Below are 26,465 nucleotides of genomic sequence, written 5' to 3' on the forward strand. Positions count from 1 at the left end.
CGCGATTTCGACGCTCTCCAGCTACCTATTTGGCTGATCTGGAGCAGAAATTTCTCCAGTTAGCTTTGCCACCCTAGGTTTTTTACGAGTGAATCCCATCCGAGCTAACGCCCGCGAGATCTCGCACTCACTCACCGGGTCGTGCCAAAGCATCGTATAAGCGAGTTAGCGGTTTGTGGCGGGTGCCACCCATGTTGCGATACACTGCACTGAGACTATCGGTGCGATGCTGTTGGGGCACTCTACCACAGGCAAACAAGGCATTTTGCAAGCCTTCGGACAGGGCAATAAAGCTCTTGCCTCCTTGAATAATTTGAGCATATTCCCAACCGCTTCGCCACGACCCAATGAACCTGTTCCGCAAATCTGTCAGGGTTGGTGAGAAGAACAGTTGCTGATTTTGCATGGATTGGGACAGACGGGAGACCCTACCGAACTGATTGAACGGTATGGCATGGAAATGGTGAAAACGTTGTGAGATGCGATTTTGCGAGAAACGGTTGAATGGGTGCGTTTAGCGCGAAGCGCATCTGTGAAGCAACCGCTTGACTTCGGTTTCTTTGAATTCGATTGCTTACTGATTTACGGCAGCAGTGCCAGCGTGAGTGATAAGTTGACTCCGAATACGCTTGCGATTCAAATGCTCGATCGCTTGATGCGAATGGATGCAAACACGCTGTTCTGTGGTCGTTCTGGGTTGGCGTTTCAGTACGAAATTTAGCAAGGTAGGGTTACATCAAGTGTTGTTAGCTTAGACCAAAAGGCTGCACCACACATGACACAGGTGAACCCTCGGCAGGTAATTGGGGTCGGCAATAGGGATTCCAGACAGTCAACTCATGACCAATCTTGTCCGCTCTGCTTGATATGTACAGGGATCACAAAGCCCAAAAATTTTACTCTACGCAGCAATTCGCCATTGACGGGACTGCTGTTGGGCTTGCCAAAGCGAGGAATACCGATCGCCCTTTTCCATTAATTCTGCATGGGTTCCCTGTTCCACAATCTGCCCTTGATCCAGGACTAGAATGCGATCGGCTCCCACCACTGTTGAAAGTCGGTGAGCAATGACAACTACTGTTTTGTTACTCACCAGTTGATCGAGTGCCCGTTGCACCGCTACTTCACTTTCCGTATCTAATGCCGAAGTTGGTTCATCCAGCAACACGATCGAGGCATCTTTGAGGATGGCGCGGGCGATCGAAATACGTTGTCGTTCTCCGCCTGATAATGCGCCGCCAATCTCACCCACCGTTGTCTCATAACCATGCGGTAAGCGCGAGATGAATTCGTGACAGTTCGCGGCGCGTGAAGCGGCTTCAACGTCTGCGTCCGATGCGGTGGATCTGCCGAAGCGAATATTGTTCCGAATCGTGTCATCAAACAAATAAACATCCTGGAACACCACCGAAATGTGTTGCAGTAATTCTTCTGGGGTGAGCGATCGCACATCTACGCCCCCAAGTTTGATTGTGCCCCGTTGCACATCGGCATAGCGGCTAATCAGACGAGCGATCGTGGTTTTGCCGCTGCCAGACGTTCCTACCAATGCGGTGAGGGTACGTTCGGGCAACTGGAAGGAGACATCTTGCAACGTCCATTCAATTTGGTCGGCGTAACGAAATGAAACCTGTTCAAAGGTGATATCAGAGTGGGTTAGGTGAGCCGCAGGAGGGGAGACGGGCAGCGGTGCAATGTTCATCACCGCTTCAATACGTTCCAGTCCACTTTCCATCAGGTCAAACACACTGAGTAATCCAGTCAATTGGGCGAGGGGTTCACTAAATCGCAGGGCAATCACCAACAGCGCAAACAAGGTTGGAACGGTGAGCGTGCCTTGCACAATCAGGAACGTTCCCAACGCTAAGACGAGGAAGATACCCACTTCGACTAGCGTGGAGAGAGCGATCGCGGGTAAGTTCGACAGTTGTTGAGCAGTTGACTGCACCGATCGCTGCACACTCAACGCCTCTTGCAAGCGCTGTGCCTGTTGTCCTACCTGTTGGGTGGCGCGTAACACGGGTAATCCTTGAGTGTATTCCACCACACGAGATGCCACTTCTGCATCGACCGCTGTCACATCTCGGAGCGCTTTGCCCATCAAAGTGCGAAAATAGCGGTAGATGGGAATGGCGAACGGGAAGGAAACCAGCAGCGCGATCGCGAGTCGCCAATCAATGAACAGCGTGACGAGAATGATGGTGATTGGAACCACGATCGTTTGAATAATCAACGTACACAAGCTACCAATCCACAACACAATTTCACTGACATTGCCACTGAGGACGACGTTGAGATCCCCCGATCGTCTGCGGTTCAGTTCCTCCAACGGGATGCGTCGCAGTTGTTCACCCAAGCGCAAGCGAGTTTCATGTGCCACATCATTAGAAGTGTCCCAGGCAAAATCGAGTTCTTTCCAGCGCAACATCCCTTCTACCAGAACGAGAACTCCCATCATCCCTAACAGTATCCAAACGGTTTGAGGCTGGATAGGAGAGGTCATCAATGCAGATAGCAATGGAAAAAACAGAGCAAAGATGATTCCTTGCACAATAGAGGCAATTACCGATAGTAAGAGGGCAATTTTCAGTTGTGGCTCGTAGGAACCCGCAACACTGAATACACGGCGATAGGTTTTTAGCATAGATACATAACTCCGATTTTTAGCAAAGAGTTGGATAGATTTTTGGTACTAATTGATCTAACATTAGCCCGATTGTTCGAGTGCCGTTTCCGGTGTGCCAAAACTGCTCAATTTCGTAGACTTGATCATGTTGGACTGCTTTAATTTGTTTCCAGATAAGGTTGTTTGCAAGTTGTTGGGATAGCGGAGCGGTTGAGGGCGCATAGGTCTGCACAAAAATCACATCCGGATTGACATCCAGAATTTGTTGCAGAGACAGACTGGTAAACCCCGGTTCATGGCGAGTTGTCGGTTCAGCCCAAGGGTAATGCGTACATTGCTTGAGCACACTGCCAAAGGTGCCTGCATTACTTTCAACGATGAATTTGCGCGTCAGTCGGTTGAGGCTGGAGCCGCCCATCATCAACACGGTTTTACGTTCATAAACAGGAACAGTGGAGCAATAGACTGTTAATCGATTTTCCAGGAGCGCGATCGCTGCCTCAGCCTCAGCCACTCGTTCAGTTAATTGAGCAATCTGACGCAGCCGCTTGAACGCCATCTCATAGCCGCTGCCATCCATGAGATAAACGGGAGCAATCTTCCTCAACCAGCGTTGGTAGAAGCGATGAGGAAATGACCAACCCAGGATTAAATCTGGCTGAAGGTTACGAATAGTTTTTAGGTTTGGCGCAAACCAGGAGCCGACAGGAGTGAGTTGTTGAGTGCGATCGCCATAGAATTCTGGTTTTGTCGCAATGGTCTGAGATGTATACCCCACAGGTGTTAAATCAAGTTCTAGCAGAATGTCTAACCCTGTAGCAGTCAGACACACAATTCGGTTTGCAGGTTGTGACCAGATAATTTCTACACCCGTATTGTCCTTGAGCAAATGTGAGGTTTCAGGAGGCATGATGTCAATCAAAAAATGTAAGGTATTAACCGCTTCGTCTGTTGCATATAGGTTTGATACTCCTCACCAAATTGATCCATCATCATCTGTTCTTCATTGCCAATTCGGATGACATACATGATGCTAAAGGCAATGATGCCAGCAAATCCGGCAATCCAGTTTGGTAGCAACAATGCCTGGGCAATACACCACAGAAAAATAGAGGTATACATGGGATGGCGAATTGATTGATAGATACCATTAGTAATTAATGTGTGCCCGTCCCTGACCTGTAGGGTCGGCGACCAGTTTTCTCCCAGATCTTGGTGAGAACGCCAAAACAACCAAAGCGCGATCGCGAATGACACAACGCCTAATCCATTTGCCCACAGGGGTAGCTTGTAGTTGGCAAAATTTAACCAGGGTGAAAAAACGTACAGTAAGGGCAGAGCCAGCATTCCAAAAAACACTAGAAGGAGTAATCCTGTTTCCAACGGTGTTTTGCGATCGTCGGTGACAGTGTTTTGTTTGTTTTGCTGTTGATGGGGAAGCCGGATAGCAGAACTTGATATCAAGCCAATCATGAAAATGATCTTCAATGTGAGTGTATCCATTTGACTTATCTGTTTAGATTGATAATCAGAGCGGCGCGAAATTTCGTATCTCTACAGAGCGAGTTCGGAGTTGCCAATTTTGGGCTTCTTCATGCCGTTTCCAGAGATTTGCATACAATCCGTTGGCACTGACTAACTCATCATGTTTGCCAGATTCAACAACATTTCCCTGATCCAATACAACAATCTGATCCGCACTCCGAATTGTAGGTAGTCGGTGGGCTATGACAATTACAGTTTTGCCTGTAGTGAGAGACGCGATCGCCTGTTGAATCAGTGCTTCATTCTCAGGATCAGCAAACGCGGTAGCTTCATCTAAGACAATGATGGGATTGTCTTGCAAAATAGCGCGGGCAATCGTGATGCGTTGTCGTTGTCCACCCGAAAGGCGAGTTCCTCGTTCTCCAGCGATCGTGTCATATCCATCGGGTAATTCCAGGATAAACTCGTGTGCCTGGGCAACCTGGGCAGCGGCTTCCACCTCAGCATCTGTCGCGTTGGGTCTGCCTAACTTGATATTGTTGCGGATCGTGTCATAGAGCAAAAAGGTATCTTGAAACACGAACGAGACCCAAGACATCAACGTCTCTGAGGTCATGTCTCGCACATCCACACCGCCAATTTCAATTGCTCCATTACTCACATCCCAAAAGCGAGGAATCAACCGCGCCAGAGTTGTTTTACCTGCACCCGAAGGACCGACTAGAGCCGTGACACTTTCTGCTGGAATATCAATACTCACACGATGCAATGCAGGTCGGCTCTCCTGCGGAGACGCTTCGCGAACACCATAGGAAAAACTCACATCCTTGATTTGCACAGAGGCATCCTGAGGGTATTTCGGTCGTCCAGGCTGAGGCAAGATTGGTTCTGCCAACACTACCCCGATGCGTTTCGCTCCCGCATTGGACTGGTTAATGAAATAGGAGAGGGTGAAGATTGGCTTAAATGCTCCACACAACCGAGGAGACAGCAACAAAAATACTAGCAATCGTGGAAACTCTAGCGTTCCTTGCAGCATTAACCACGCACCCACAATGGAAACGATCGTTAAGGTGGGCAATGGCTCAAATAATAGGGTTCCCAAGCGACCAGAGGTTTGGGTAGCTTCGTTCCACTCCCGTGTAATTTGGGTAAAGCGATCGAGCGATCGCTGAAACCGTGCAAAAGAACTGCTGCCATCATCAAAAGTGCGAACCACCTGCATTCCCTGAACAAACTCAACCACAACCTGATTAATTTGCTCATTGGCGCGATCGTATTCCTCCCGCTTTTCGGCATAGTCGTGCAGCGCCAGTTGAATAAAAATCATCCCTACGGGCAGCACTGCTAACGTTACGAATCCTAATCGCCAATCGGCAACAAACATCGCAATCAGTGAGACAACAGGCGTGGTGTAGGCTCGTCCAATCAGAGGCGTACTATCCGCAACGAAGGCATGGAGGGATTTGACATCATCCTGGACAATTTTTTTGATTGCACCGGAACCGATCGTGGTAATGTAACCGAGCGGCACCTTTGCGAGATGCTCAGTCAGTGTAGTTCGTAATATCACTTCCAGATTAAACGCTGCCAGGTGAGAGGTGCTGAAAGCAAAGACTTTTGTTGTAAACGAAATCACGACAGCGATCGCGGACATTGCTACCCAAACCCAAATCTGATCCAAGTCAGGAGACGTTGACAGCAACTCAGTTGCGATCGGAGGAATTGCCAGGAGAGCAGCGATCGCAGCAATGGCACTGATGACGGAAAGAGCGATCGCGCCAACAATTTTGCCCTTCACCGGAGCCACAATTGCCCAACTACCTGTAGGGGGTGTTGTGTAAGGCTGGTCAGTCATAGAATTGCTTTTTCACCAAATAAACAGGAATAATTCGCAAAAAGCTAAACGTATTTTAGCAGATCTCTAATTGGAGAGTTTGTCCCAGCCGGATCATTTCTTCTTCCAGACGGAGTTTTATGGCTTGACAATCCCAAAACTTACCCTTTTCGATTCAGGTAGGGTTAAGCGATCGCATGGGAGTTTTAAGCCGTGAATATGCGAATGCATCTTTGGTTGCCGCTCCTCACCTTGCTCTCATTTCTAATGGTTTCGGCTTGCAGTCACAGAGTGCCTCAACGTAGGCAACGTTGAAGAATTTTTCAAAGCCATCGCCAAATACTGGCTGACGGGTATTAGAATGCACTCCATCGGCACCGATGAGTAGATCAAAAGATTCAGGTGTGCCATTGTCGAAGCGATCGTGCCATACGCTATCACATTCGGGTTAAACCGATATTGCGCCCCAAATCGAGGAATCAGTTCATCGCTCTTCTCCTCTAATCCACGGACTTCTGGACTAAGTGGCACATCCCCAAATCCTGGAACCGTAAAAATGCGTCGCCGTGCCAGTTCTGCTCTAGAAGACTCATAACGCACACCTGCAAACAAGGTCAGTGGCTCGATCGGCTGATAATCTAACTGTCCAAATGCCGCATAGGTATAGCGTTGCTGTTCGGCAGAGATATTGCTAGTGCCTGCAAAGGGTAATCCTGAGAAAGCAGCCCCCAGATCGCTTACGACGAGTCCATCTCTGAGGGTATTGAACTCGCGCGACTCGAAATAGCTGCCTACGACCCAACGAAAGCGATCTGCCGTTTTGGGTGATTGGAAGCGGATTTCTTGAGTCCAGACTGTTGTATCAAATGCGCCAATACCGCGAAATAGATCCACCTCGGTGAAGTCAGATTCGGAAGCAAAGTCTTGCTTGCCCGATCGCCGTGTTGTCACTGAAACGGCTTGAAATCCGGCTCCATCATAGGCAATTTTTAATGCCTGGGTGTTGTTGTCCAGGCGATGAAATCCTTCAAAGTCTTGGGCAAATTTGAAAGGATTTGGGGTATCCCGCGAAACAAAAATAGGACCGCCATCATCATCCGCACTGAGCGTGCTATTAAAGGAAATGCTCCACTCCCTAGAAGGAGTCCAGAGGATTTCTGCCCGTCCTGCTAGCCCAGATCTGGCACCTACATCCCGATTCAAGAAGGTGTTTTCGGCAATGCCATCCCGTGCTTTATAAATCCCAGCAAGCCGGAAAAATAACTGGTCAGGAAGCACCGCATCACTTAGCGACAGTTGTAGATTGCGGGCGTTGTAATTGCCGTAACTGGCAGCCGCCCGGATTTCTGGCTTGTTGGTGGGTCTGCGAGAGATGATATTCACGACTCCACCTTGTGAACTTCTGCCATAAAGGGTGCTTTGAGGACCACGCAACACTTCTACCTGCTCTAGATCGAACAAAATCCCATCTAAGAAGCCAGCATAGTCGTAGGGCACATCATCCACGTAAAATGCCACGTTGTCTTGAGGAGAGAGAAAGTTGAAGTTGCTCAACCCGCGAATGCTGTAGAAGTTAAAGTAAGACGCTCCGGCAGATCCCCGAAAGAATGTGAAGTTGGGCGTGTTATTGGCAATGCTTTGCAGCGAATCGATCTGAGCATCTTCCAATTGTTGTCTGGGAAGGACTGTAATGCTAATTGGTACATTTTGGGGAGTATCTTCTCGTTTTTCAGCCGTAACGGTAATTTCTTCTTCTGGTTCTGTGAAGACACTCACGGTTAAGCCTGCATTACTCGCTAAAATGTCTCCTTCCAGAGGTACTCTGTTTTCACCTGCGATCGCCACTTGAAAACTGGTTGGCGTGATGTTGGTGGCAATAATTGAGGTGATTCCCTTGAGTGGATTATTTTGCCGAAATGCCGATTGCAATTGAGCATTGGGAATCGTAACTACCAATCGATCGCTCTCCTGCTTGACCTCCCCTTGCAGAGTTTGCCCATCAGCCGTTTCAATCACAATTTCGATTTCTCCATCTCCTGGATTGAGGCGAATATTCGTGATCGTGGCGGGCATTGGGGCTTGGGCGAGCCAGTTTTTGACGGTAGTGGCTGGATGCTGAAAGTCTTTGAGGTGGGGTGGGGTGAGGAGATGAGGAGGAGATGGGAGGTCGGGTGAGTTTGAGACGGGATTGGCGGAGGTAGACGTGGGGAGTAGGGCTGTCAGAATCAAGGACACCCCCAGTAAGGGAGGTTGTAGGAAAAGTTGGGAAATTCGCGATCGCACAATACACTCCTCAATTCAGCAGGTTCGACGGCTTCTCAAAACTATTTCTCATCTAGCAATTGAGTGTGATTGTAGAGTGGTCAATCCACCAGAATGTGTCCCAAACGGATTTTTCAAGTGTCCCAAACGGATTTTTTAGAATTGTTCTGTCAATCAAGCAACAAGCCATGTCAAACCGACAAATCTACTGCCGGAATTTTTGCAGCGCTCACCTTTAACAGTTTTGGAAACTGCTTCCAGGGAACTTCGCCCGTCGTGCTGCTGACATAGAGGTTGCCAAACTGAAGCAGCGCATCCGCACTTTCGGAACCTGGCAGGTTGGTAAACAGGTAGGTGGGCTTGTGAGGAGCAGAGAAAGCGGCGACACAGGCGACACAGGGACGGCTGCACGCCCATAAGCACCCAACGAACTGAATTTCTAATTCCCTGAGTTGTTCAGGGGATGCAGTGTTGAGTTGTTCGAGTAACCGAGTGCCATCGGTGGATTGATCCTTTGGTCGCTCTTTGGAGGATCGATGGCAAGAGGTGCATACGAATAGGGTGTGCTTAGGCATGGGGTTAAGGAGTGTTGATGAGGTATTTTTCGAGGTCATCCAGGACAGCATTCATTGCTAAAACATCAAAGGCATACCAGTGTGAAAAGTCTACGAAATAAACTCGATGCTGCTGTACTGCTTTAAGGTTTTGCCACAAAGGATGCCGCTGTAGCGTCTCTAAAGTTTTCTGAGTGGATTCTCCTTTAAGGGCTACAAGAAACAAAACATCACCGTCAATCTCAGGTAATTGCTCTAGTGATAAATTGCCTAGGCCCTCAAAATCACCATCCTGTGAAGGTGGGCGTTTTAGCCCAATATCACGGATGACTTTGCCGACAGGGCTTTCGTTACCATACAAGGATAATCCATGGCCTGGATAGAACCTCACAACTGAAACTTGGATATTGCGGCAACAATCGTTCATAGCTTGTTTGACTTGCTCAACTTTTCGCCAGTAATCTTTAATCAATTGGCTGCTTTCCTGTTCCTTGTCTAAAACTTTGGCAACGTCTTTCAAGTGTTTCTGCCAGGGAGGAGGATCATAATACTCTAGTACAACAGTCGGTGCAATATAAGTGAGTTGATCATACATATTCTGCATCCGACTATTCGATAAAATTAAATCCGGTTTCAGTCGCAAAATCTTTTCTAAGTTTGGTTCACCAAGGCTACCAACAAACTCAACTTCATCTGTCTTGTCTCTCAAATACCCTGGAAGAGGTTGACCTGGAATCCAGATGTTTGCGATAGGTTTAATGCCTAGTGCCAAAGCACTACTAAAGGTACTCATCCACAAAGTGGCGACTCGTTGAGGATTGCGAGGAATACAAGTTTCACCCATCTGATGTTGCACGACTCGACAATCTTCTGTTGGATGATTCAAGCTTGTAGAATTGTTGTCAACATTTCTGCTACAAGCCCAAAGCAATGTAGAAGCCAAGATTGCCAAAAGCAATAGATAGAGGTGACGTAAAGAGGTTTTCATTGGGTTGACTACTCAAAATTGCCACGAAATTGTTCCTTGGACTATGAATGGTTCACCGGGAAAAACGAACGTATCAGAATAGGAAGTTTCAAAATAGTCCACATTGAATAAATTCCTGATGTTGAGCGCTGCCCGAAATTGCCCTTGTCTGTAGAAGAGACTGGCATCCGTTCGGAAATAGCTCGGCAGTTGGAACGAATTATTTAAATCTCCCGGTCGTTCTCCCACGAAGAAAAAGCCTACACCCGCGCCGAAGCCTTGAAGTGGACCCTGTTGAATTTCGTAGGTTGTCCACAGGTTGAAACTGTTTTCAGGTGCATTGAGTAAGCGATTACCTATCGGTAAATCATTGTCTTTGGTAATTCTGGCATCGATGTAGGAATAACCTGCAAAGATGTTCCATCCTGGTAAGATTTCGCCTGCAAGATTGAGTTCAATCCCTCGACTACGTTGTTCGCCTGTTTGAATCGAGAAGCTTGGGTCATTCGGGTCAGTCGTCAAAACATTGGAGCGCGTCAAATTATAGAAAGCAAGCGTTGCAGATAACCTGTTGCTTAAATCTGCCTTGACTCCAACTTCATACTGCGTTCCCCGTTCAGGCTTGAACGTACTACCATCAGCCGCAGTTCCAAAGGATGGGGTGAACGAGCGGCTATAGCTGGCATAGAGCGAAATGGGTGGAATGGGTTGATAGACAATGCCGACACGCGGGCTGAACGCATCTCCTGATTCGCTGGTTGTGGTCTCTGCCAACAAATCCTCAGAGGTTGACCGATACAAGTCAAATCGTCCGCCCAACAGTAACTTTAAGTTCTCAGCTAGCGTGACTTGATCTTGAATGTAAATACCTAACGAATCTCCCACAACCCCCTCACCAACTCTGGAGGTAACATCGCCAAGTGGCTGACCATACACTGGATTGAATAGATCGAGTGGCGCGATCGACCGAGTAGTACCTGTACCCGACTCTTCAAATCTACCCAGATCCACTCCAAATACGACCTGATGTTTAATTGAACCTGTGGAAAATTTACCAATCAGGTCTACTGCAAAGTTATAGCTAGTTACATTGAATTCTCTAAACCTGTATCTACGATTTACGGTACGATTATCAGCCTCAAGACTAGTAATAAGAAACTCATCTTGAGTCGCATCACGAGACGATACTCGAAATGCATTTCGCAGCGACCAATTATCACTGAACTGATGCTCAAGCGTGTAGCCAATTCGATAAAGCTCTGCATCGAACGGTTTAGCAAATGGTTCACTAGTAGTACGGTTTAGTGGGATTCGACCATTTGGATTTGGCAGCACCGTGCCAACAGCGGGTAAACCGAGATCGACTCCACCTTTTGAGGAGGAATACTCCCCTTCCAAGGTCAATTTTGTGCGATCGCCAATCGCGAAACTCAGGACAGGCGCAACAAATACTCTTTCTGACTCTATAAAGTCGATAAAGCTGCCAGTATTCTGATAAGCCGCATTCAGTCGATATAAAACGGTTTTGGAGTCGTTGAGCGGTCCCGTTAGATCGACGGTGCCACGGTAGTAGTCATAGTTCCCGATTGTGGCGTTAATTTCATAAAAGGGATCGCGTAGAGGTTGCTTTGTAATCAGGTTAACAACGCCTCCTGGAGTGCCTTGACCAAACAGCACTGAAGCGGGACCTTTCAAAACTTCAACCTGTTGAATATGAGAAAAATCAATTTGACGGGCACCAATAAAATCTGCCAAACCATTTCTGAGCACATTACCTTGATCGTCCCTGATTCCAAACCCGCGAATCGCCAAAAAAGAACCATTGGCAAAGTTAGGCGGAAAGGTGTTAACAACTCCGGTGACATTTCTGATGGCTTCTTCTAGACGGGTCACATTTTGGTCTTCTAACACTTGCTGAGGGACAATTTGAATCGATTGGGGAATATCGCGCAAGGGAGTGTCAGTTTTGGTTGCGGTAGAAGTATTGGGAATGCGATAACGGTTTTGCTCTCCCGTCACCACAATTTCTTCATCCGGTTCGTCCGCTTCCGGGTTGAGGCTGTAGGCAAGTGTTCCAGTTTTCAGGGTGACTTCGGTTTTGGGTAGAGCATTGTTTCCCGTGACGCTGATGCGAATACTGCTAGCATCTTGTTGCACCACCTGCACAGTGGCAACATCGGCGGTTGGATTCTCCGCCGCAAACGTCTGTCCCTCCGGCAATGCCAGCGTTGCATTCGGAATGTCGGCAATCAGGTTATTTCCTTCCCGCCGAAACTTGCTGGCATCCACTTGCAGCGGTTTACCCTCCGCCGTTTCCAGCACAATGTCCAGCCCAGCATCAGTGCGATCGAGGGTTACACCTGTTACCTGCACGGTAGTAGCCTCTATCTGTGCCCTCCATTCCTTTAGGGTTTTTGCAGGGCGTTGTAGCTCTTTAATCTCACTCCCCTCTGCCCAAGAAACTGGAGCAACCAGCACAAACATTGCACTGCTCAACCCGATCCATTGCTGTAGTCTTGTCACCATCGCTCCACACACCTATTGCAAACAAATAAGAACTATTTGCAAGAAGCATAGAGTGAGGGGCGGGGTCAGGTAAAGCTGATTTTAGCTACTGGAGGGAGTTTTTCTAGCACTCCACGGAGTTTTTAATCGGTGCCAAAGATTTCCATCTCTCTAACAACAACTTGTCCTTAAATGAATCAATAAATCCGCTAGTGAACTACTCTACTAACCCTTCCTTCAAAGGCATCGCCAAAAACTCCTCTGGTAACACTGCTGAAATTCTGGAAACAACAAAATCAGGAGTGTTTCGGGTCACGATAACTTCTACTCCTGCGGCACTCGCAGCTTCGCTTGTTACGGCATCTTCAAAATCCGTAATAGAGCTTTGCAATGCAACCTGGATAATTTCGCCTGTGACACTGGCAACCTGAAGGCGCTGCAATAGCCTTGATGAAATAAATCCCTTTGATCCTCCCTAACCCTCCTTAAAAAGGAGGGAACCGAACCATTCAAAGTCCCCCTTTTTAAGGGGGATTTAGAGGGATCTTCAGAGACATGATGTTCGTTTTAGGACTTTTAAAGCACGACCTAAAACATCGAGTAAAACATCGCTGTCAAACAATACTCGCCTCAACTGTATTTCTCCTCCAGATAATCTACATAGGTATCTGAAGAATTTTCTGTACTTAACTGAATCACACCTATTAAACTTTGAGTCCAGGGATCTAGATTTGCGGACAAATTCACTATTGGGTTTGGCACGTTAACTACCAGGGTTTCTTGTTGAATGGAACTCAGCAAGAATTGAATTAAGTGCCAGCGATCGCCAAGGAGCAACCGTAATGCTTGATATTGTAATTCTTGCAATGTCATCATCCCCTCCCTAATAGGTTTGTATTTTTTATTGTAAATAATATCACTCACCTTAGAGATTGATATGTCTTAGGACTAATGCCAAACTTGTGTTTAAACGCGGTGGCGAAATAACCAGAATGGGTATAGCCGATCGCTCGTGCCACCTGTTGCACACTCAGTTCTCCTTCGATTAACAACAGACGCGCTTGCTCCAGACGATATTCTCGCAGATAACCAAACACAGTGGTGCCAAACACCTGACGAAATCCCTGTTTAAGCTTGAAATCATTCAATCCGACTTGCCGTGACAGCCCTAAAATCGAAGGTGGATCGTTAATCTGAGCCATAAGAATCTCTTTAGCTTGGTGGAGTCGCTCAATATCATCAGATTTGAGAGCAGTCTCCTTGTGTAAGCAGTTGTCTACCTCGGCAAACTGGGAGAACTGAAGGGCTGCCAGTTCTAACACTTTTCCTTCCAAATACATTTGCTTCATCGGTCCCTGATAGATGCAGTGCAGAATTTGATGCAACACTACCTGCATTTCAGCCGTTATCGTTCCTTGCCGATAAAATGGATAAGAGATTTCCCCGGTTGCCCAGGGTTGTAACTCACGCGGTAAGACGGCAGTATCTCCGAATAATTTCAATACATCTGGGTTTAGCCCAAATCGAACTCTGATAATTTTTTCACCGACAGGTTGATGATCAAGTTCAATATGTCCATGAACGCACTCAACGTAGTGTCTTCCCGGTGCTTCTAGATTTTCATCTGCAAAGCCCTCGTAGCAACTTTTCATCGTTCCCGCCACAAAAAAGCTAGAAGCAGGTTCTAGATAGACTGGCTCAGCTTTGAAAATGAAATCTTCTTCGGCTTGATATTCTTTAATCGTGAGCCACAAATCGCGTAACTGAATCTCTCGACACCATCCACTATCCAACGCTCCATCCCAAGCATGAAGTATTTCAAACTCATCTGGATGAACAGTTGAGTCAGTTCTTAAATGCTCGTCGCAGTCTTGTTCAGTCAGAATCATCGTCATGGCGATCGCTTTCTCAACACTATAAAGTAATGCTTCAAAAATGAATCAATCGATTGAGAAATATTCTCACTTACTCAGGAAGCCTGTCAACATAACGGGCTTTTTTGCAAACTGAAAGGATAGGCATCTCTATGAAGAGGAAGTTACGGCTGCCAGTCCACTGGCTCCTCAAAAATTTCTGACTCAGAGAAAAGGCAGGCTTGAGGAAGCTGTTTGGAGTCGAGGGACGTTTCCCGGTTGACTAAATCCAGTCCATCCTCATACCCGATGTCGATCGCTTCGAGCAGATAGGTCTGCAAACTGGGATTCTCCTTGAGATGGCGTTGAATCCTCCGACGTTGCTCTTGAATGGTTGCAGCCCAGCTTTTCGATCGGGCTTCGGGTTGATAGTGCCACTTGAGCAGATGCCCCAGCAATACCCCCAATCGATTTCGCAACTCCTGCCGCTCCTGCCGACCCAACGATTCCATCTCCTCAACCAAGTTTTCAATATCAAGTTCTGCCAGCCGCCGCGATCGCAGTAGCTCAATTTGGTGCTGAGTCCAAGCGTAAAAATCCTGATCGTAAAGGGTGGTCGTTTGCATGGGAAAGACTACACGGTGTTCACTGTTCTACTTGGATATGAGGTTACGGTTGCCAATCCACTGGCTCTTCAAAGATTTCTGCCTCAGAGAACGGACAGGATTGAGGCAGTTGTTTAGGGTCAAGGGGCGTTTCCCGATCCACTAGATTGAGTCCCTTTTCATAACCAACCTCAATGGCTTCGAGCAGATAGGGCTGCAAGCTGGGGTTCTCCTTGAGGTGGCGGCGAATCTCTTGGCGCTGCTCCTGAATGGTAGCCCGCCAACTTTTTGATCGAGCTTCGGGTTGATAGTGCCACTTGAGCAGATGCCCCAGCAACACCCCCAGTCGATTTCGCAACTCCTGCCGCTCCTGCCGACCCAACGATTCCATCTCCTCAATCAGGTTTTCAATATCAAGTTCTGCCAGCCGCCGCGATCGCAGTAGCTCAACCTGGCGCTGAGTCCAAGCATAAAAGTCTTGGTCATAGAGGGTGGTCGTTTGCATGGGAAACACCGCACTGGTTTCACTTTATTCTATCCAAAACCCACTAAAAAGTAAGTCTGAATCAAGATCTCAGATGACAACAACCGAATCAGATCTCGCTTCGCCATTGCAATTGATAAGTCTTAGGATTCACCCCAAACTCTTTCCGAAATGCAGCAGCAAATCGACTGCGATCGCTATAGCCAACCATTTTTGCCACCTGTTCAATGGAAACCTCTGAATCCATTAACAATTGCCGTGCCCGCTCCATCCGATAGTGGCGCAAGTAACCAAACGCCGTCGTATGAAACACCTGCTGGAACCCTTGTTTGAGTTTGCAATCGTTCAATCCTACCTGACGCGCCAACGCTAGCAATGAAGGAGGGTTCAACAAATTCTCGATAATTCATCTTGCAATAGGGTTTGCAGCATGTGAGGCGCGATCGCAATTTCAACTAAACAAATCGGTTGCTTTGCAGGCAATTGTCCAGCAGCGTAAGCTTCTGTCATGTTGACAGACAGACAAGATCCTGGATGGATTATCATCTCTGAACAAGACGGATTCACCAACATATTGACACTGCCAGAGACGCAATAACACAACCCAAACATGGAGTATTGATTGTGCGACTCAACCGTCATTTCTTCGATGAGATGATGGGTTTGTAAATAGAGATCCAATCCATCTCGCAGATGCCAGTGGCGAATCAACCCGCTCCCAAATTGACGCGGCAGTTGCAAAAAGGTCTCACATCCATTCACACGATAGGGACTTCCCGTTTGAGACTGAAATTCCTCAAACATGTCCAGCAGATTGGTCAATGTCATTTTCAACTTCACCCCAAACCTCCTGAACGCTTTGCAGAGTGGATTTTCTCAGAAATATAACGGTTCCGTTCACAATTCAGATCTGAAGTAGATAGTAATTGTTCTCAATAAGTTTTGCATGAGCGATGCCTGCTGCGATTGCCCACTTATGCCCACTCATACTTTCTCTACCTTCTGTCCACAGGGTTTACACACGCCAAAGAATTCCAGCGTGTGATAGTAAATCGTGAATGCCTGCGATCGCCGTAACTGGTTTTCCATTTCTTGCAGCGGACAAAAACCCAGCGGCACTGAACTGCCACATTGCAAACAGGTCAAATAGTGCTGGTCTTGTTGGATGGGGCTATAAAGCGCTTCCCCATCGGTTGTTGTGCGGCTTTGCACCAAGCCCCGTAGCTTCAAAAGTTCTAACGCTCGGTACACGGTGGCGAGTCCTAACGATTCTCCGTGCTGTCGCAGTTCCGTGTAAAGTTGCTGAGCCGAAACCGCTTCCTGCAATCGTTCTAGCTGAGTGAGAACCGCCTTCTGCTTCGTCGTCAGGCGAATTGTGGAGAGTGGTAAATGGCAAGAATCATCGAGCATCACAGTCATACCATCATGCTATAAAATAACGATAATCATTCTCATTGTACCTTGTAACCATGACTGATGTTATAAATCCCTCAACGCCCCAGAGCGAAGTATCTCAGAATATTACCCCTGTGACTCAACGCCCCCGCCGCTTGCGCCGGACTGAAACCCTGCGGCGGATGGTGCGGGAAAACACGCTGAGGGTAGAAGACTTGATTTATCCGCTGTTTGTCATGGAAGGCGAAGCACAGCGCGAAACCATCCCCTCGATGCCGGGTTGCGACCGTTACACCCTGGATTTACTGCTCCAAGAGGTGCGAGAAGTGTATGAATTGGGAATCGGGGCGATCGCGCTCTTCCCGCTCATCCCCTCCGCTCAAAAAGACAACGCCGGAACCGAAAGTTATAACCCAGACGGTTTAATTCCCCGTGCCGTCCAGACGATTAAACAAGCTGTTCCCGACATTCTAATCATCACCGATGTTGCCCTAGATCCCTACAGCAGCGAGGGACATGATGGTATTGTGCAGGACGGCAAGATCCTCAATGATGAAACCGTTGCCGTTTTGGTGAAACAAGCATTAGTACAGGCAGAAGCCGGAGCCGATTTTGTTGCGCCTTCAGACATGATGGATGGTCGGGTAGGAGCCATTCGCCAAGCCTTAGATGCAGAGGGTTGGATCAATGTGGGGATTCTCGCCTACTCCGCCAAATATGCCTCTGCATACTACGGGCCCTTCCGCGATGCGCTAGATTCAGCCCCTAAGTTTGGCGATAAGAAAACCTATCAAATGGATGCAGCAAACGCCAGAGAAGCGATCAAAGAAGTGGAGCTAGATATTGCGGAAGGGGCAGACATTGTGATGGTGAAGCCTGCCCTTGCTTACCTGGATATTATCTATCAAATCAAACAGCGCACCAATTTACCGGTGGCGGCTTACAACGTCAGCGGGGAGTACGCAATGATCAAAGCCGCTGCGGAACAGGGCTGGATTGACGAAAAGAAAGTGATTCTAGAAACGCTGACCAGTATGAAACGAGCCGGAGCAGACTTGATTTTGACTTACTTTGCCAAAGAAGTCGCGTTGATGTTGCGCTAAAGTTTGTCTTGATGTCAGCACTTAATACCAACTCTGTCGGAGGCTGCATAGGATGCAGATATTGAAGTTCCTACCTAGTTTAGCCTTTGGCTTATTTTATCCTGTGCAACTTCACAGTAACTTGGTATGAATAACTTGGTATGAATTGAAAGATGAGCTAGATCATAGAAATAATTGAGAGGTCTTGTCATGATTGGAATAGAAGTGATGAGAACCTAGGTATGCTAGTTTCGACACAAACAACTTCCAAAATTGAGAACCTTGCCAAACTCTATTTAGAGAGTAAGTCCGTTCAGATTTCTGACTCAACTCAGCAGGAACTGTGCGACTGGCTCATGCAAGAGTTTCGGCAAACTCCCCTCAATCCCCAATTTTCTGATGACCTGCGTTACCAAAATGCTGCTGAGATGTTTGCTGATATTGAGCAAGGTCATCTTTGGGTGTCTGCCGAAGAGGGGTATGACAATTCGATCTACCCCAACCCGTTTTATGGGTTTGCGTTTCTGGTGATGCACGACTATGACCACTACATCAATCAAAGTGATTGGAGCCTAGAAGGAGAAATTACGGCTTACAAGGCGGCGGCGAGTCGTGCACCCAGCTTAGAGATTCAAAAGATTCTCTACTCGCAAATTGTGCTGAGAGCAGCGGCTTACCTTAAGCTAGGACACGCGCCTGAAGCGAAAACCGTGTTTCCGTGATCAGTTGCCCATCAATCAGGGTGTTGACCAGCGCAAGATGGCACATGCTACGGTTTGATCTGGGTTGGATTGCGCCCACTCTTGTAACAAGCTTTCCGGCAGGGTTCTGATCATTCCGACCATGACTTCTACTCGATCATTTTCTGAAAACTCTGGAGGAATTTTTGTTTGGATTGCTGGAGAGCGCAGACAATCGAGAAATCCGTGGATTAATGCTGGAGCGGTTCCTGCGATCGCGGCGAAAATCAATGCCTCATTCTCGACGAAAGACTGCGATCGAAACGACTCTAATTTCCCCCAACCGAGATACTCACACGTCAATGAGTTATTCACCATTTGGGTTGCACTCCTTGGCTCCGATCTAGTTGGTTTACCGTTGATTTAGATAGCGATCAAGATTCATCTAACCCCCAAACTATGCCATCTTTCCAACTCGCTCACGACTGGCTACTGACCCCTTCAGTTGTGCGCCCACTCATCTCACTGGGATGAAGGCGATAAACAGCAATGACCTCTGCACGCCCCCAAGAGTCAACCCAAGTGCGATTGATGGCTGGAGAAAGGGTTGGATTGTGCTCCTTGATAAATTGCAGTGCATGATCGATGTCCGGCTGCTCGGTGAGGCGATCGGCTCGACCATTCACAATTACGCTGCGCCAATGAAGCGGATCGTGGATTTCTTCAATCTGTAGGCAGACTTCTGGATTCGCGTCGATGGCATGAGTCTTCATGCCTTCGGTCGTAAATAGATAGAGGGCTGGGTCATCAAAATAATAATGCATTGGTATCACGTAGGGTTTTCCTTCGTGGATACATCCAAGATGACCGTATCCTACTTGTTGCAGGAAGCCTTGAATTTCTTGCTGTCCCATTTCATCAATGTCTAACATTGTCTTTCTCCTTGGAAGCTATAGATACTTCGGATACTTTGACTTTGCCAGAAATTTGCTGGGGTTAGTATGAGCTACCTCATAGTCCTCAGGTTTAGGGTGTGTCAATGTGAAGAAGTAGTCAAACCGAGGTTTGGGAATTTGGTAAGAGGCTAACCCTGAGCGACCACCCTCTTTTCTGACTGCATTCGACCCAAGACGCGATCGCTTCAACAGTGAGGTCAAGACCATGACTCAAACAAAGCTCAATTTTGAAACTGCGCCAGGACATCAGCTTTTAGCGGCGGCGGGTAAGAAGACATTGCGACCGGGCGGACGAGTTGCCACTGAGCAACTGTTTCAATGGGCAGGCTTTCAGCCGGGTGAAACGGTTCTAGAGTTGGCTTCTAGCTTTGGAGATAGCGCGATCGCGATCGCTCAACGCTACAACGTGCGTGTTGTCGGTATCGAGGAGAATCCTGACAGTGTTGTCCGCGCCCGCGCCAATGTTGCGGCGGCTGGGTTAAGCCATCAGATTCAAATCATTGAAGGGGATATCTTTCATCTTGATTGCTTGAGTGAACAATTCGATTATGTATTGGCAGAAGCAATTCTTACAATGCAGTCACCGAGCGGAAAAGCAAAAGTGTTGACGAGTGTGCACGATCGCCTCAAGCCGGGTGGAAAATTTCTTTCTCACGAGTTAGCGGCTCACAATCGAGAAGCAGAAATTCATCGGGCTTTGGCAGAGGCGATTCGCGTCAATGCTACGCCCCTCTCAGCCGCAAATTGGATAGCTGCCTGTGAAACTGCTGGACTCGCCGTGCAGCAACACGACATAGGCGCAATGAATCTGTTAAATCCTGGTCAGATGGTGCGGGATGAAGGCGCGATCGGCACTGCACAGATTTGGTGGAATGTCTTAACTCAGCCACCCTTACGAAAACGAGTGCTAGCAATGCGTCACGTCTTTCAGCAATATCAGCAAGACTTGGGCTACATCGTCCTCTGCGCGGTTGCTTTGCAGTTCCCCGAAGGGGTAATCGCTGCTTAGCAAAGAACACTTCACGTAAATTTCTACTAACACACCATGAATCCTACAACGCCTATCACTTCTCTTGTGACGGATCTAACTGAACAGGCTGACTATCCTGAAACGGGAGTGCGAAACAAGCCCCTACACAAAGACGAGCAGACCCAGCACAGCCTCATGTGTTTGGCGGCAGGAACAACGATCGCAGAACACACTTCACCGCGCAATGTCACCTTAACGATCGTGGCAGGGCAAGGAACTCTGACCTTAGAGGGACGCGAGATTCGCTTGCAGCCGGGAGTCTTTATTTTGATGCCTGCTAATGCTCCCCACGCCTTGCAGACGACGGATTCAACGCTGGCATTTTTGCACAGCAAGTGGTGACTTTAGCAACCCAATCAACCGATGACTGATTCAACCTCAACGACTCCAACCGCGATCGCAGCAAAAGCATCTAGTCCCCCGCGATCGCGCTGGTATCACCCCACAGTTTCCCCTGAGCATGGGGTTTATGTGGTGTTGATTGTTTCCTTTTTGACCGGAGCCGCCGCCGCTCAAACTTGGACGGGGGCAACGACATTAGCGCTGGTCTGTGCTTTCTGTGGATTTCAGGCAGAGCATCCTTTAGTGTTGCAAATTAAGCAGCGTCGTAGTCTCAAACCTCGATTTCTGGTGTGGGGTGGGTTGTACTCTAGTGCAGCGCTAGCGATCGCAATTGCTCTCTATCTCCAACATCCAATCTTGCTATGGCTTTACCTGGGTGCGATCGCTGCCTTTTTGATCGATGCCACCGCTGTTTTTTACCGCGAGCAGAAATCGATCGCCAACGAACTGATCACGTTTGCGGCGGTCTGTCTCTCTGCACCTTTCGCCTATGCTACAACCACGGGAACCTTTTCTAGCCTGGTTTTTGGCTTGTGGGCACTCAACACCTTGTTTTTTGGCAGCGCGATTTTCAGCGTGAAATTGCGAAAACCGAAGACCAGTTCTCTCATGCCGGGAGCGGTGTATCATGCGATCGCATTGCTCATGGTTAGCGGACTCTACGGCTTTGGTATTTTGCCTCTGCTGAGTGCCTCGGCGGCGAGCATTGTCTTGCTCAAGTTTGGGCTAATTGTTTGGCAGCAAGCGTGGTATCGCACTGCTCCGATTCAGACGGTTGCTCTGATAGAAACTTTGAGTGCGTTGAGTTTCTTGGCGATCGTTGCCCTTTCAGTTTTGCCAGCCCGCTTAACTGCCTTCCCGTAAATCATGGCTCATTCCTGATCCTCTTCTGGTTGATCTGCTGGATTTATTTTTCGCTCGATCGGGGTAAGTACACGCAATGTCAGATAGTTCATAGCGCTCATTAAAACTGCGATTTCATAATGAGCGTATGCAACCGAAGCTCCCAGCGCACCAGTTGTCCAAATACTTGCCGCTGTTGCAGTTCCTCGCACAGTGCCCGATCCTTTGAGAATTGCTCCCCCTCCAATGAATCCGATCCCACTCATCAAGCCTTGAATAATTCGTGATTGGTCACTTGCGTGGGCACCAATCGATGCTAGCGCAATTAAAACATAGCCACAGCTAGCCACAGCCACCAATGGAAAGGTGCGCAGGCCCGCCGATCGTTCGGATCGTTCCCGTTCCCAGGCGATGGGTAAGGTCAGCACAAAAGCAATGGCAATTTTTAAGAAATCGGTAAAAAAGAGTTCCCAACTAAATCGTAAACTTTCCATAAATAGCGCCCTCGCCCGTTGATAAGCCCCGCGATCGGATCAATGGTATGGTCTGTCTGAGCGACTAGCAAAGTATCAAAGGAAGCATTTTTCTCTAGTAGTCGGGTACTAACCTTTTCGGCTACAACAAGAGTTTTGGCTACTTTTGCTATAACTATTCAACCGGATTTATATAACTTATGATTGCTCATGGAGTGGTTCTGTCCCTAAAGCGATTGCCTCTAACGCCTGCTCATCCAAAATCGTCAGCTTGCCGCGATGGTAGGTCACGATCGAGTGGATGCTTTTGAACAATCGAACACACTCTTCGTAAGTGATACCAATGCTGCGAGCAATTTGATAGTAAGGGAGCTTTGCCTTCAATTGCTGACCCGATGCACTGGGTATCGTTCCAGACTGCAAGGCAGAATGTTGGATGAATTGCGCCAGCCGCACAATCGCCCGTTCTGACACCAGACCGTGAACCGTTGCATGGAGTTGTTGAATTCGCTGGTTTAACACTTGCATCATTCGCAGCGCAATATCTGGATGGCGTTGAATTGCTTCTAGCAGCATCGATCGTTCAAGGGTTAGAACCCAAGAATCGCTCTTAGCCGTCACCGTTGCAGGAGCGATGCCATCGCCCAATAAGGCAGGAGCCGCAAAAAATTCGCCCGCTGACAGAGTGCGAAGAATGGTTTCTTTGCCAGTGGCTGCTGTTTTAGCAATTTGCAGCATACCCTCCGATAGCGCGTAGAGTTTTGCAGGCAAGCAATTGCCTTCGCTCATCACAATCTCTCCCTTCTGATAGCGCCGCACTTGCGTACAAGGCTGTAATTGCGCTAGTTCAGTTGATTTCAAATCGGCAAAAATCGCGATCGCCATCAATTGCTCAAGAGTTGCTTGCATTGCCGATGATTAGCTTACTTGAGGGTGCAACTTCATCCTAGCGGTTTATCTTGCTTGACCAACAAAAGTACGAAGGTGGAGTGTAGGCGAGGACGCGGAGGCGTTCAGTCGTTGCGTCTGAGAAACTTAAATCGATTCATTAAACGGGTGGTTGACTCTGTTTGGGTAGATCGTGTCAAAATTCCTTGCGATGGGCTGAACAGCAGTGCCAGCAAAAACAAGCTGGATGACACCAGCACGATCGCCGGTCCCGAAGGCAAATTCCGATAATAACTGAGATAGACACCAACAATACTAGCGATCGCACCCACAATAGCTCCAACAATCATCATCTGATGCAGTTCTTTGACCAGCAAGTAAGCCGTCAACGCCGGACCGACCAGTAGAGAAATCACCAGAAGTACTCCTACTGCTTGCATACTGGCAATGATGGTGAGCGTGATGGCTGCCATAAAGCCAAAATAAAGCGTGTTGATGGGTAAGCCGATCGCTTGAGCACCTGTTTTGTCAAAGGTATAGAACAACAATTCTTTGTAGAACAATTTGATCATTAGCAAAATCAAAGCGGCAATCACGAAGGTTCGCTGAATGTCATGAGGTGCCACGCCTAGGATATCACCGAACAAAAAACTATCGAGATCGAGTTTGTTCTTCAGCACGGTAATCAGCGTGACTCCTAGGGCGAAAAACGTCGAAAACGTCAGCGCCATCGCGGCATCAACCTTGACTCGTGTTTGTGAGCGAATCCAGGCAATGAGCAAAGCGCCGAGAATGCCAGAACCAAAGGCACCAATCAGAATATCAACCCCGAAAAAGAACGAGAGGGATAACCCTGGTAGAACGCAGTGGGCAATCACATCTCCTAGCAGTGCCATGCGTTGCACAATCAGGTAACTGCCGACCACCGGGCAAAGAATCCCGACTAGGATGCCAATTGCGATCGCATTTCGCATGAATTCATAGCCGAGCGGTTCTAGGAGGAGATTTAGCATGGGAAATGGGGGATTTAGCAGAAAAAGGATGTTTCCAAATCTTGATGGAGTGGATTTCCCAAAGGAGCGCCGTAAGCCTGACGCAAATTTTCGGGAGTCATCACCTGTTGCGGTGAACCATCCGCAATCAAGCATTGATTGAGTAAGAGCAATCGATCGAGTTGATTGAGCGACTGTCCCCATTCGTGAGTGCTCAGAAGGAGAATTTTGCCCTGCGATCGCAACTCTTCAAATACTTCCAGCATGATGGCTTCGGTTTTCTTATCAACCCCTGTAAAAGGTTCATCAAACAGGAACAAATCTGCTTGTTGTGCCAAGGCTCGCGCGAGAAACACCCGCTGCTGCTGCCCGCCTGAAAGCTCTCCAATGCGGCGATCGCACAGATTGGGGATCTCGACCCGTTCCAATGCCGCTTTCACGATTTCCTTCGCCGCTCGACCGGGAGTGCGAAACCACCCGCTCTGACGAGTCCGTGCCATCATCACGACATTCCAAACGGTAATGGGGTAATCCCAATCGATCTGCGATCGCTGCGGGATATATGCCACCCGCTCTAACTGCTGATGGAGCGGACAGGTGCAATAGTGAACCACACCGCCCGATGCTGGCACCAAGCCTAGCAACGCTTTGAGCAACGTACTTTTGCCTGCCCCGTTGGGTCCAATGATGCCTACCAGTTGACCCGGACTCACCTGGAAACTTACCGAATCAAGTCCGCACACGCCCCGATAATTGACAGCAAGCTGCTGAACCTCTAACATGAAACCCTAGAGTGAGAACGATTATCATTATAGACTTAAGCAGCGATTCAGAGATTAAAACATCATGCCTATTCAGCGCCATCGAACTTGGGGCAGCCCGCTGCTCGCGCTCACTGTTAGCATACTCAGCGCCTGTGCTCCATCCACGCCAACCAGCCAAACCAGCCCAGCAGCTTCTACTGATACCGCCGCTACCAGTACAAATTTGAAAGTAGTTGCCACCAGCAGCGTTCTCTGTGATTTAACCAAGACCGTTGCCGCCAATACGATCAACCTGACGTGCCTGGTCAAAGCGGGCACTGACCCCCACGTTTATGAGCCAACTCCAGAAGATCGCAAGGCGATCGAAGATGCCCAGCTTGTGCTGTACTCTGGCTACGACTTTGAACCCAGCTTGATCAAACTGATTCAAGCCTCCTCTAATCCTGCCACCAAAGTTGCGGTGGGGGAAGCGGCGGTTCCCAAGCCTCTCATGGGTGAACATGACCATGGACACGCCGAAGGTGAGGAACATGCTGAAGGAGAAGAACCCGATCCGCATATCTGGCACGATGCCGAAAATGGAATTCAGATGGTGAAAGTGATTCAAGACAATCTGGCGAAAGCTGCCCCGGCAAACGCTGACCTCTATGCCAAAAATGCTCAAGCCCTGACCGCACAACTGACTCAGGTCGATGGTTGGATTAAGTCTCAAATTGCCACCATTCCACCAAACTCTCGCAAACTGATCACAACTCACGATGCTCTGGGGTATTACTCTGCGGCTTACGGCATTCCGGTTGAAGGGGCATTGCAGGGCATCAGCACTGAAGAAAAACCCACTGCCGCACGGGTGAAAGAATTAACTGAGGGGATTAAAGCCGATCGGGTACCGACCATTTTTGCGGAGGTGTCAGCCAATCCCAAGTTGATTGAGACAGTGGCAAAAGAGGCGAACGTGAAGTTGTCCGATCAAAAACTGTTTGCCGATGGTCTGGGAGAAGCAGGCTCCGAAGGCGAGACCTACCCCAAAATGCTGGTTGCCAATACGAGAGCGATCGTCGAAGGGTTAGGTGGTCAGTACAGTGCCTTTCAACCGAAGTAGTCCTTTAAACAAACCGGATGCGCGATCGCGCATCCCTCTTTACTAAGCGCGATCGCACTTCACCTGTACTCCGATCAAGTAGTGATCCATAGCTAATTGTAAAGTGCCAAAACCGTGACACAGATCTCCAATGTTGAACAGGTTCTAGGCAATTTGGCGGTTGATCAGGTTACATCCCGGTCTCTCCATTGATGTCTACGAGCATGACAGCCTGGAACCCTGGAGCCTGAAGGAGCAATGGGGTGACTGCCACCCACACTTGATCAGGACGCTCAATTGCCAAATTCAGCACTCGGTTCGGGTGCTGCTTGTCGCTGTGATTGCTATTCGTCGTGCGTTTGCGTTTGATCCGGGGTTTGCCCAAAATCCCCAACTTTCGCATCAGTCGAGCAATTCGTTTGTGGTTTACAACACAACCCCGCCGCTTTAACTCGGCTGTGATGCGCCTTTCTCGCCACTTACCACTTGCAAGACCACGTTTGCCTTAAATTCTGCGGTATGTTGACGCCGAGTTCCTGCCATAATTTCTGCACCCCATCTGAATAAGAATGATACTCTTAGCTCCTTGTCCGAATTTTTGGGGTCATTTCAGTTGCCGCACTACACTGGAGGTGTTCGTCCCAGCATTGCCCATACTTTGATGGCTGCACTCAACGTTTGATGCGACCCCTGGTATGTTGAGAGAGTGGTAGACCGCAAACCCCCAGGTTTTATAAAACCGTCCGCAAGCTTGGGTCGCC

The 26,465-nt window shown here is 48.4% G+C and carries 30 protein-coding genes and 2 pseudogenes; 7 read left to right on the plus strand and 25 right to left on the minus strand.

The features are described from left to right. Positions 1-145: 145 nt before the first annotated feature. Positions 146-334, minus strand: a pseudogene (locus GS601_RS21510) (IS21-like element ISAcma26 family transposase); the annotation flags it as partial. A 198-nt stretch (positions 335-532) separates the two neighbouring features. Between GS601_RS21510 and GS601_RS23030 the strand changes: the two are divergent. After that, complete coding sequence (locus tag GS601_RS23030; RefSeq protein WP_238393436.1) at positions 533-721, plus strand: hypothetical protein; 189 nt, start codon at positions 533-535, stop codon at positions 719-721. 180 nt (positions 722-901) lie between these two features. Here the strand turns inward: GS601_RS23030 and GS601_RS21520 are convergent, their stop codons facing one another. From GS601_RS21520 to GS601_RS21595, 16 genes are all read right to left on the minus strand, one after another. Continuing rightward, positions 902-2,644, minus strand: coding sequence for an ABC transporter ATP-binding protein (locus GS601_RS21520; protein ID WP_162425351.1), 1,743 nt, complete (start codon positions 2,642-2,644; stop codon positions 902-904). Positions 2,645-2,663: 19 nt separating this feature from the next. Next, complete coding sequence (locus GS601_RS21525; protein WP_162425352.1) at positions 2,664-3,536, minus strand: ABC transporter substrate-binding protein; 873 nt, start codon at positions 3,534-3,536, stop codon at positions 2,664-2,666. Positions 3,537-3,544: 8 nt separating this feature from the next. Then, complete coding sequence (locus GS601_RS21530; protein ID WP_162425353.1) at positions 3,545-4,129, minus strand: protein-S-isoprenylcysteine O-methyltransferase; 585 nt, start codon at positions 4,127-4,129, stop codon at positions 3,545-3,547. Between the two features lie 25 nt (positions 4,130-4,154). After that, positions 4,155-5,969 (minus strand): ABC transporter ATP-binding protein, encoded by a 1,815-nt coding sequence (locus GS601_RS21535; protein ID WP_162425354.1) that lies wholly within the window; start codon positions 5,967-5,969, stop codon positions 4,155-4,157. Between the two features lie 243 nt (positions 5,970-6,212). After that, positions 6,213-8,183, minus strand: coding sequence for a TonB-dependent receptor domain-containing protein (locus tag GS601_RS21540; RefSeq protein WP_162425355.1), 1,971 nt, complete (start codon positions 8,181-8,183; stop codon positions 6,213-6,215). 218 nt (positions 8,184-8,401) lie between these two features. After that, a complete protein-coding gene (locus GS601_RS21545) occupies positions 8,402-8,785 on the minus strand; it encodes a DUF1636 family protein (RefSeq protein WP_162425356.1) in 384 nt (127 codons plus the stop codon). Positions 8,786-8,789: 4 nt separating this feature from the next. Next, on the minus strand, positions 8,790-9,752 hold the full coding sequence (locus GS601_RS21550; RefSeq protein ID WP_162425357.1) for an iron-siderophore ABC transporter substrate-binding protein: 963 nt from the start codon (positions 9,750-9,752) through the stop codon (positions 8,790-8,792). A 12-nt stretch (positions 9,753-9,764) separates the two neighbouring features. Continuing rightward, complete coding sequence (locus GS601_RS21555; RefSeq protein ID WP_162425358.1) at positions 9,765-12,257, minus strand: TonB-dependent siderophore receptor; 2,493 nt, start codon at positions 12,255-12,257, stop codon at positions 9,765-9,767. 196 nt (positions 12,258-12,453) lie between these two features. Beyond that, a complete protein-coding gene (locus tag GS601_RS23390; protein ID WP_238393437.1) occupies positions 12,454-12,678 on the minus strand; it encodes a PIN domain-containing protein in 225 nt (74 codons plus the stop codon). Between the two features lie 188 nt (positions 12,679-12,866). After that, positions 12,867-13,160, minus strand: a complete 294-nt coding sequence (locus GS601_RS21565; protein ID WP_338017107.1) for a hypothetical protein — start codon at positions 13,158-13,160, stop codon at positions 12,867-12,869. Beyond that, on the minus strand, positions 13,157-14,131 hold the full coding sequence (locus GS601_RS21570) for a helix-turn-helix transcriptional regulator (RefSeq protein WP_162425359.1): 975 nt from the start codon (positions 14,129-14,131) through the stop codon (positions 13,157-13,159). Before GS601_RS21570 ends, GS601_RS21565 begins: the two co-directional genes overlap by 4 nt. Before the next feature lie 143 nt (positions 14,132-14,274). Further along, positions 14,275-14,715, minus strand: coding sequence for a DUF29 domain-containing protein (locus tag GS601_RS21575; protein WP_162425360.1), 441 nt, complete (start codon positions 14,713-14,715; stop codon positions 14,275-14,277). A 43-nt stretch (positions 14,716-14,758) separates the two neighbouring features. Then, positions 14,759-15,199, minus strand: a complete 441-nt coding sequence (locus tag GS601_RS21580) for a DUF29 domain-containing protein (RefSeq protein WP_162425361.1) — start codon at positions 15,197-15,199, stop codon at positions 14,759-14,761. Positions 15,200-15,287: 88 nt separating this feature from the next. Then, positions 15,288-15,569, minus strand: coding sequence for a helix-turn-helix transcriptional regulator (locus GS601_RS21585; RefSeq protein WP_238393438.1), 282 nt, complete (start codon positions 15,567-15,569; stop codon positions 15,288-15,290). Continuing rightward, a complete protein-coding gene (locus GS601_RS21590) occupies positions 15,566-16,006 on the minus strand; it encodes a hypothetical protein (RefSeq protein WP_162425362.1) in 441 nt (146 codons plus the stop codon). The genes GS601_RS21585 and GS601_RS21590 overlap by 4 nt, the downstream gene beginning before the upstream one ends. 156 nt (positions 16,007-16,162) lie before the next feature. Beyond that, a complete protein-coding gene (locus GS601_RS21595; protein WP_338017108.1) occupies positions 16,163-16,597 on the minus strand; it encodes a Fur family transcriptional regulator in 435 nt (144 codons plus the stop codon). 50 nt (positions 16,598-16,647) lie between these two features. On the opposite strand from GS601_RS21595, the gene hemB reads away from it, so the two are divergent. Further along, positions 16,648-17,676, plus strand: a complete 1,029-nt coding sequence (gene hemB, locus GS601_RS21600) for a porphobilinogen synthase (protein ID WP_162425363.1) — start codon at positions 16,648-16,650, stop codon at positions 17,674-17,676. Between the two features lie 221 nt (positions 17,677-17,897). After that, positions 17,898-18,377, plus strand: coding sequence for a transposase (locus GS601_RS21605; protein ID WP_162425364.1), 480 nt, complete (start codon positions 17,898-17,900; stop codon positions 18,375-18,377). Positions 18,378-18,392: 15 nt separating this feature from the next. Here GS601_RS21605 and GS601_RS21610 read toward each other — a convergent pair whose 3' ends face one another. Together GS601_RS21610 and GS601_RS21615 are read right to left on the minus strand one after the other, a co-directional pair. Beyond that, complete coding sequence (locus GS601_RS21610; protein WP_162425365.1) at positions 18,393-18,713, minus strand: hypothetical protein; 321 nt, start codon at positions 18,711-18,713, stop codon at positions 18,393-18,395. 101 nt (positions 18,714-18,814) lie between these two features. Continuing rightward, positions 18,815-19,267, minus strand: a complete 453-nt coding sequence (locus tag GS601_RS21615) for a pyridoxamine 5'-phosphate oxidase family protein (RefSeq protein ID WP_162425366.1) — start codon at positions 19,265-19,267, stop codon at positions 18,815-18,817. A 229-nt stretch (positions 19,268-19,496) separates the two neighbouring features. Here GS601_RS21615 and GS601_RS21620 point away from each other — a divergent pair, with 229 nt between their 5' ends. From GS601_RS21620 to GS601_RS21630, 3 genes are read left to right on the plus strand one after another with little or no spacing between them, the layout of a single operon-like run. Further along, positions 19,497-20,300 (plus strand): SAM-dependent methyltransferase, encoded by an 804-nt coding sequence (locus GS601_RS21620; RefSeq protein WP_162425367.1) that lies wholly within the window; start codon positions 19,497-19,499, stop codon positions 20,298-20,300. Positions 20,301-20,336: 36 nt separating this feature from the next. Then, entirely contained in the window at positions 20,337-20,663 is a 327-nt protein-coding gene (locus GS601_RS21625) for a cupin domain-containing protein (RefSeq protein WP_162425368.1), read from the plus strand. 21 nt (positions 20,664-20,684) lie between these two features. Continuing rightward, positions 20,685-21,527 (plus strand): YwiC-like family protein, encoded by an 843-nt coding sequence (locus GS601_RS21630; protein ID WP_162425369.1) that lies wholly within the window; start codon positions 20,685-20,687, stop codon positions 21,525-21,527. 8 nt (positions 21,528-21,535) lie between these two features. On the opposite strand, the gene GS601_RS21635 is transcribed toward GS601_RS21630, so the two are convergent. The 4 genes from GS601_RS21635 to GS601_RS21650 all read right to left on the minus strand — a co-directional run bounded on the left by GS601_RS21635 (position 21,536) and on the right by GS601_RS21650 (position 24,641). Then, entirely contained in the window at positions 21,536-22,000 is a 465-nt protein-coding gene (locus tag GS601_RS21635; protein ID WP_162425370.1) for an MgtC/SapB family protein, read from the minus strand. A gap of 177 nt (positions 22,001-22,177) precedes the next feature. Continuing rightward, positions 22,178-22,888 carry a Crp/Fnr family transcriptional regulator gene (locus GS601_RS21640; RefSeq protein WP_162425371.1) on the minus strand — a complete coding sequence of 237 codons (711 nt, stop codon included), beginning with the start codon at positions 22,886-22,888 and terminating at the stop codon, positions 22,178-22,180. Positions 22,889-22,992: 104 nt separating this feature from the next. Then, complete coding sequence (locus GS601_RS21645) at positions 22,993-23,880, minus strand: metal ABC transporter permease (protein ID WP_162425372.1); 888 nt, start codon at positions 23,878-23,880, stop codon at positions 22,993-22,995. A 14-nt stretch (positions 23,881-23,894) separates the two neighbouring features. Further along, complete coding sequence (locus tag GS601_RS21650; protein ID WP_162425373.1) at positions 23,895-24,641, minus strand: metal ABC transporter ATP-binding protein; 747 nt, start codon at positions 24,639-24,641, stop codon at positions 23,895-23,897. Positions 24,642-24,705: 64 nt separating this feature from the next. On the opposite strand from GS601_RS21650, the gene GS601_RS21655 reads away from it, so the two are divergent. After that, a complete protein-coding gene (locus GS601_RS21655) occupies positions 24,706-25,725 on the plus strand; it encodes a metal ABC transporter solute-binding protein, Zn/Mn family (protein WP_162425374.1) in 1,020 nt (339 codons plus the stop codon). A 169-nt stretch (positions 25,726-25,894) separates the two neighbouring features. Here the strand turns inward: GS601_RS21655 and GS601_RS21660 are convergent, their stop codons facing one another. Beyond that, positions 25,895-26,107: a hypothetical protein gene (locus GS601_RS21660; protein WP_420800318.1), complete on the minus strand. Its 213-nt coding sequence runs from the start codon at positions 26,105-26,107 to the stop codon at positions 25,895-25,897. Between the two features lie 9 nt (positions 26,108-26,116). Then, a pseudogene (locus GS601_RS24005) lies at positions 26,117-26,167 on the minus strand (hypothetical protein); the annotation flags it as partial. Between the last annotated feature and the right edge of the window lie 298 nt (positions 26,168-26,465).

This window comes from Myxacorys almedinensis A (genome assembly GCF_010091945.1).
GTDB lineage: Bacteria > Cyanobacteriota > Cyanobacteriia > Leptolyngbyales > Leptolyngbyaceae > Myxacorys > Myxacorys almedinensis.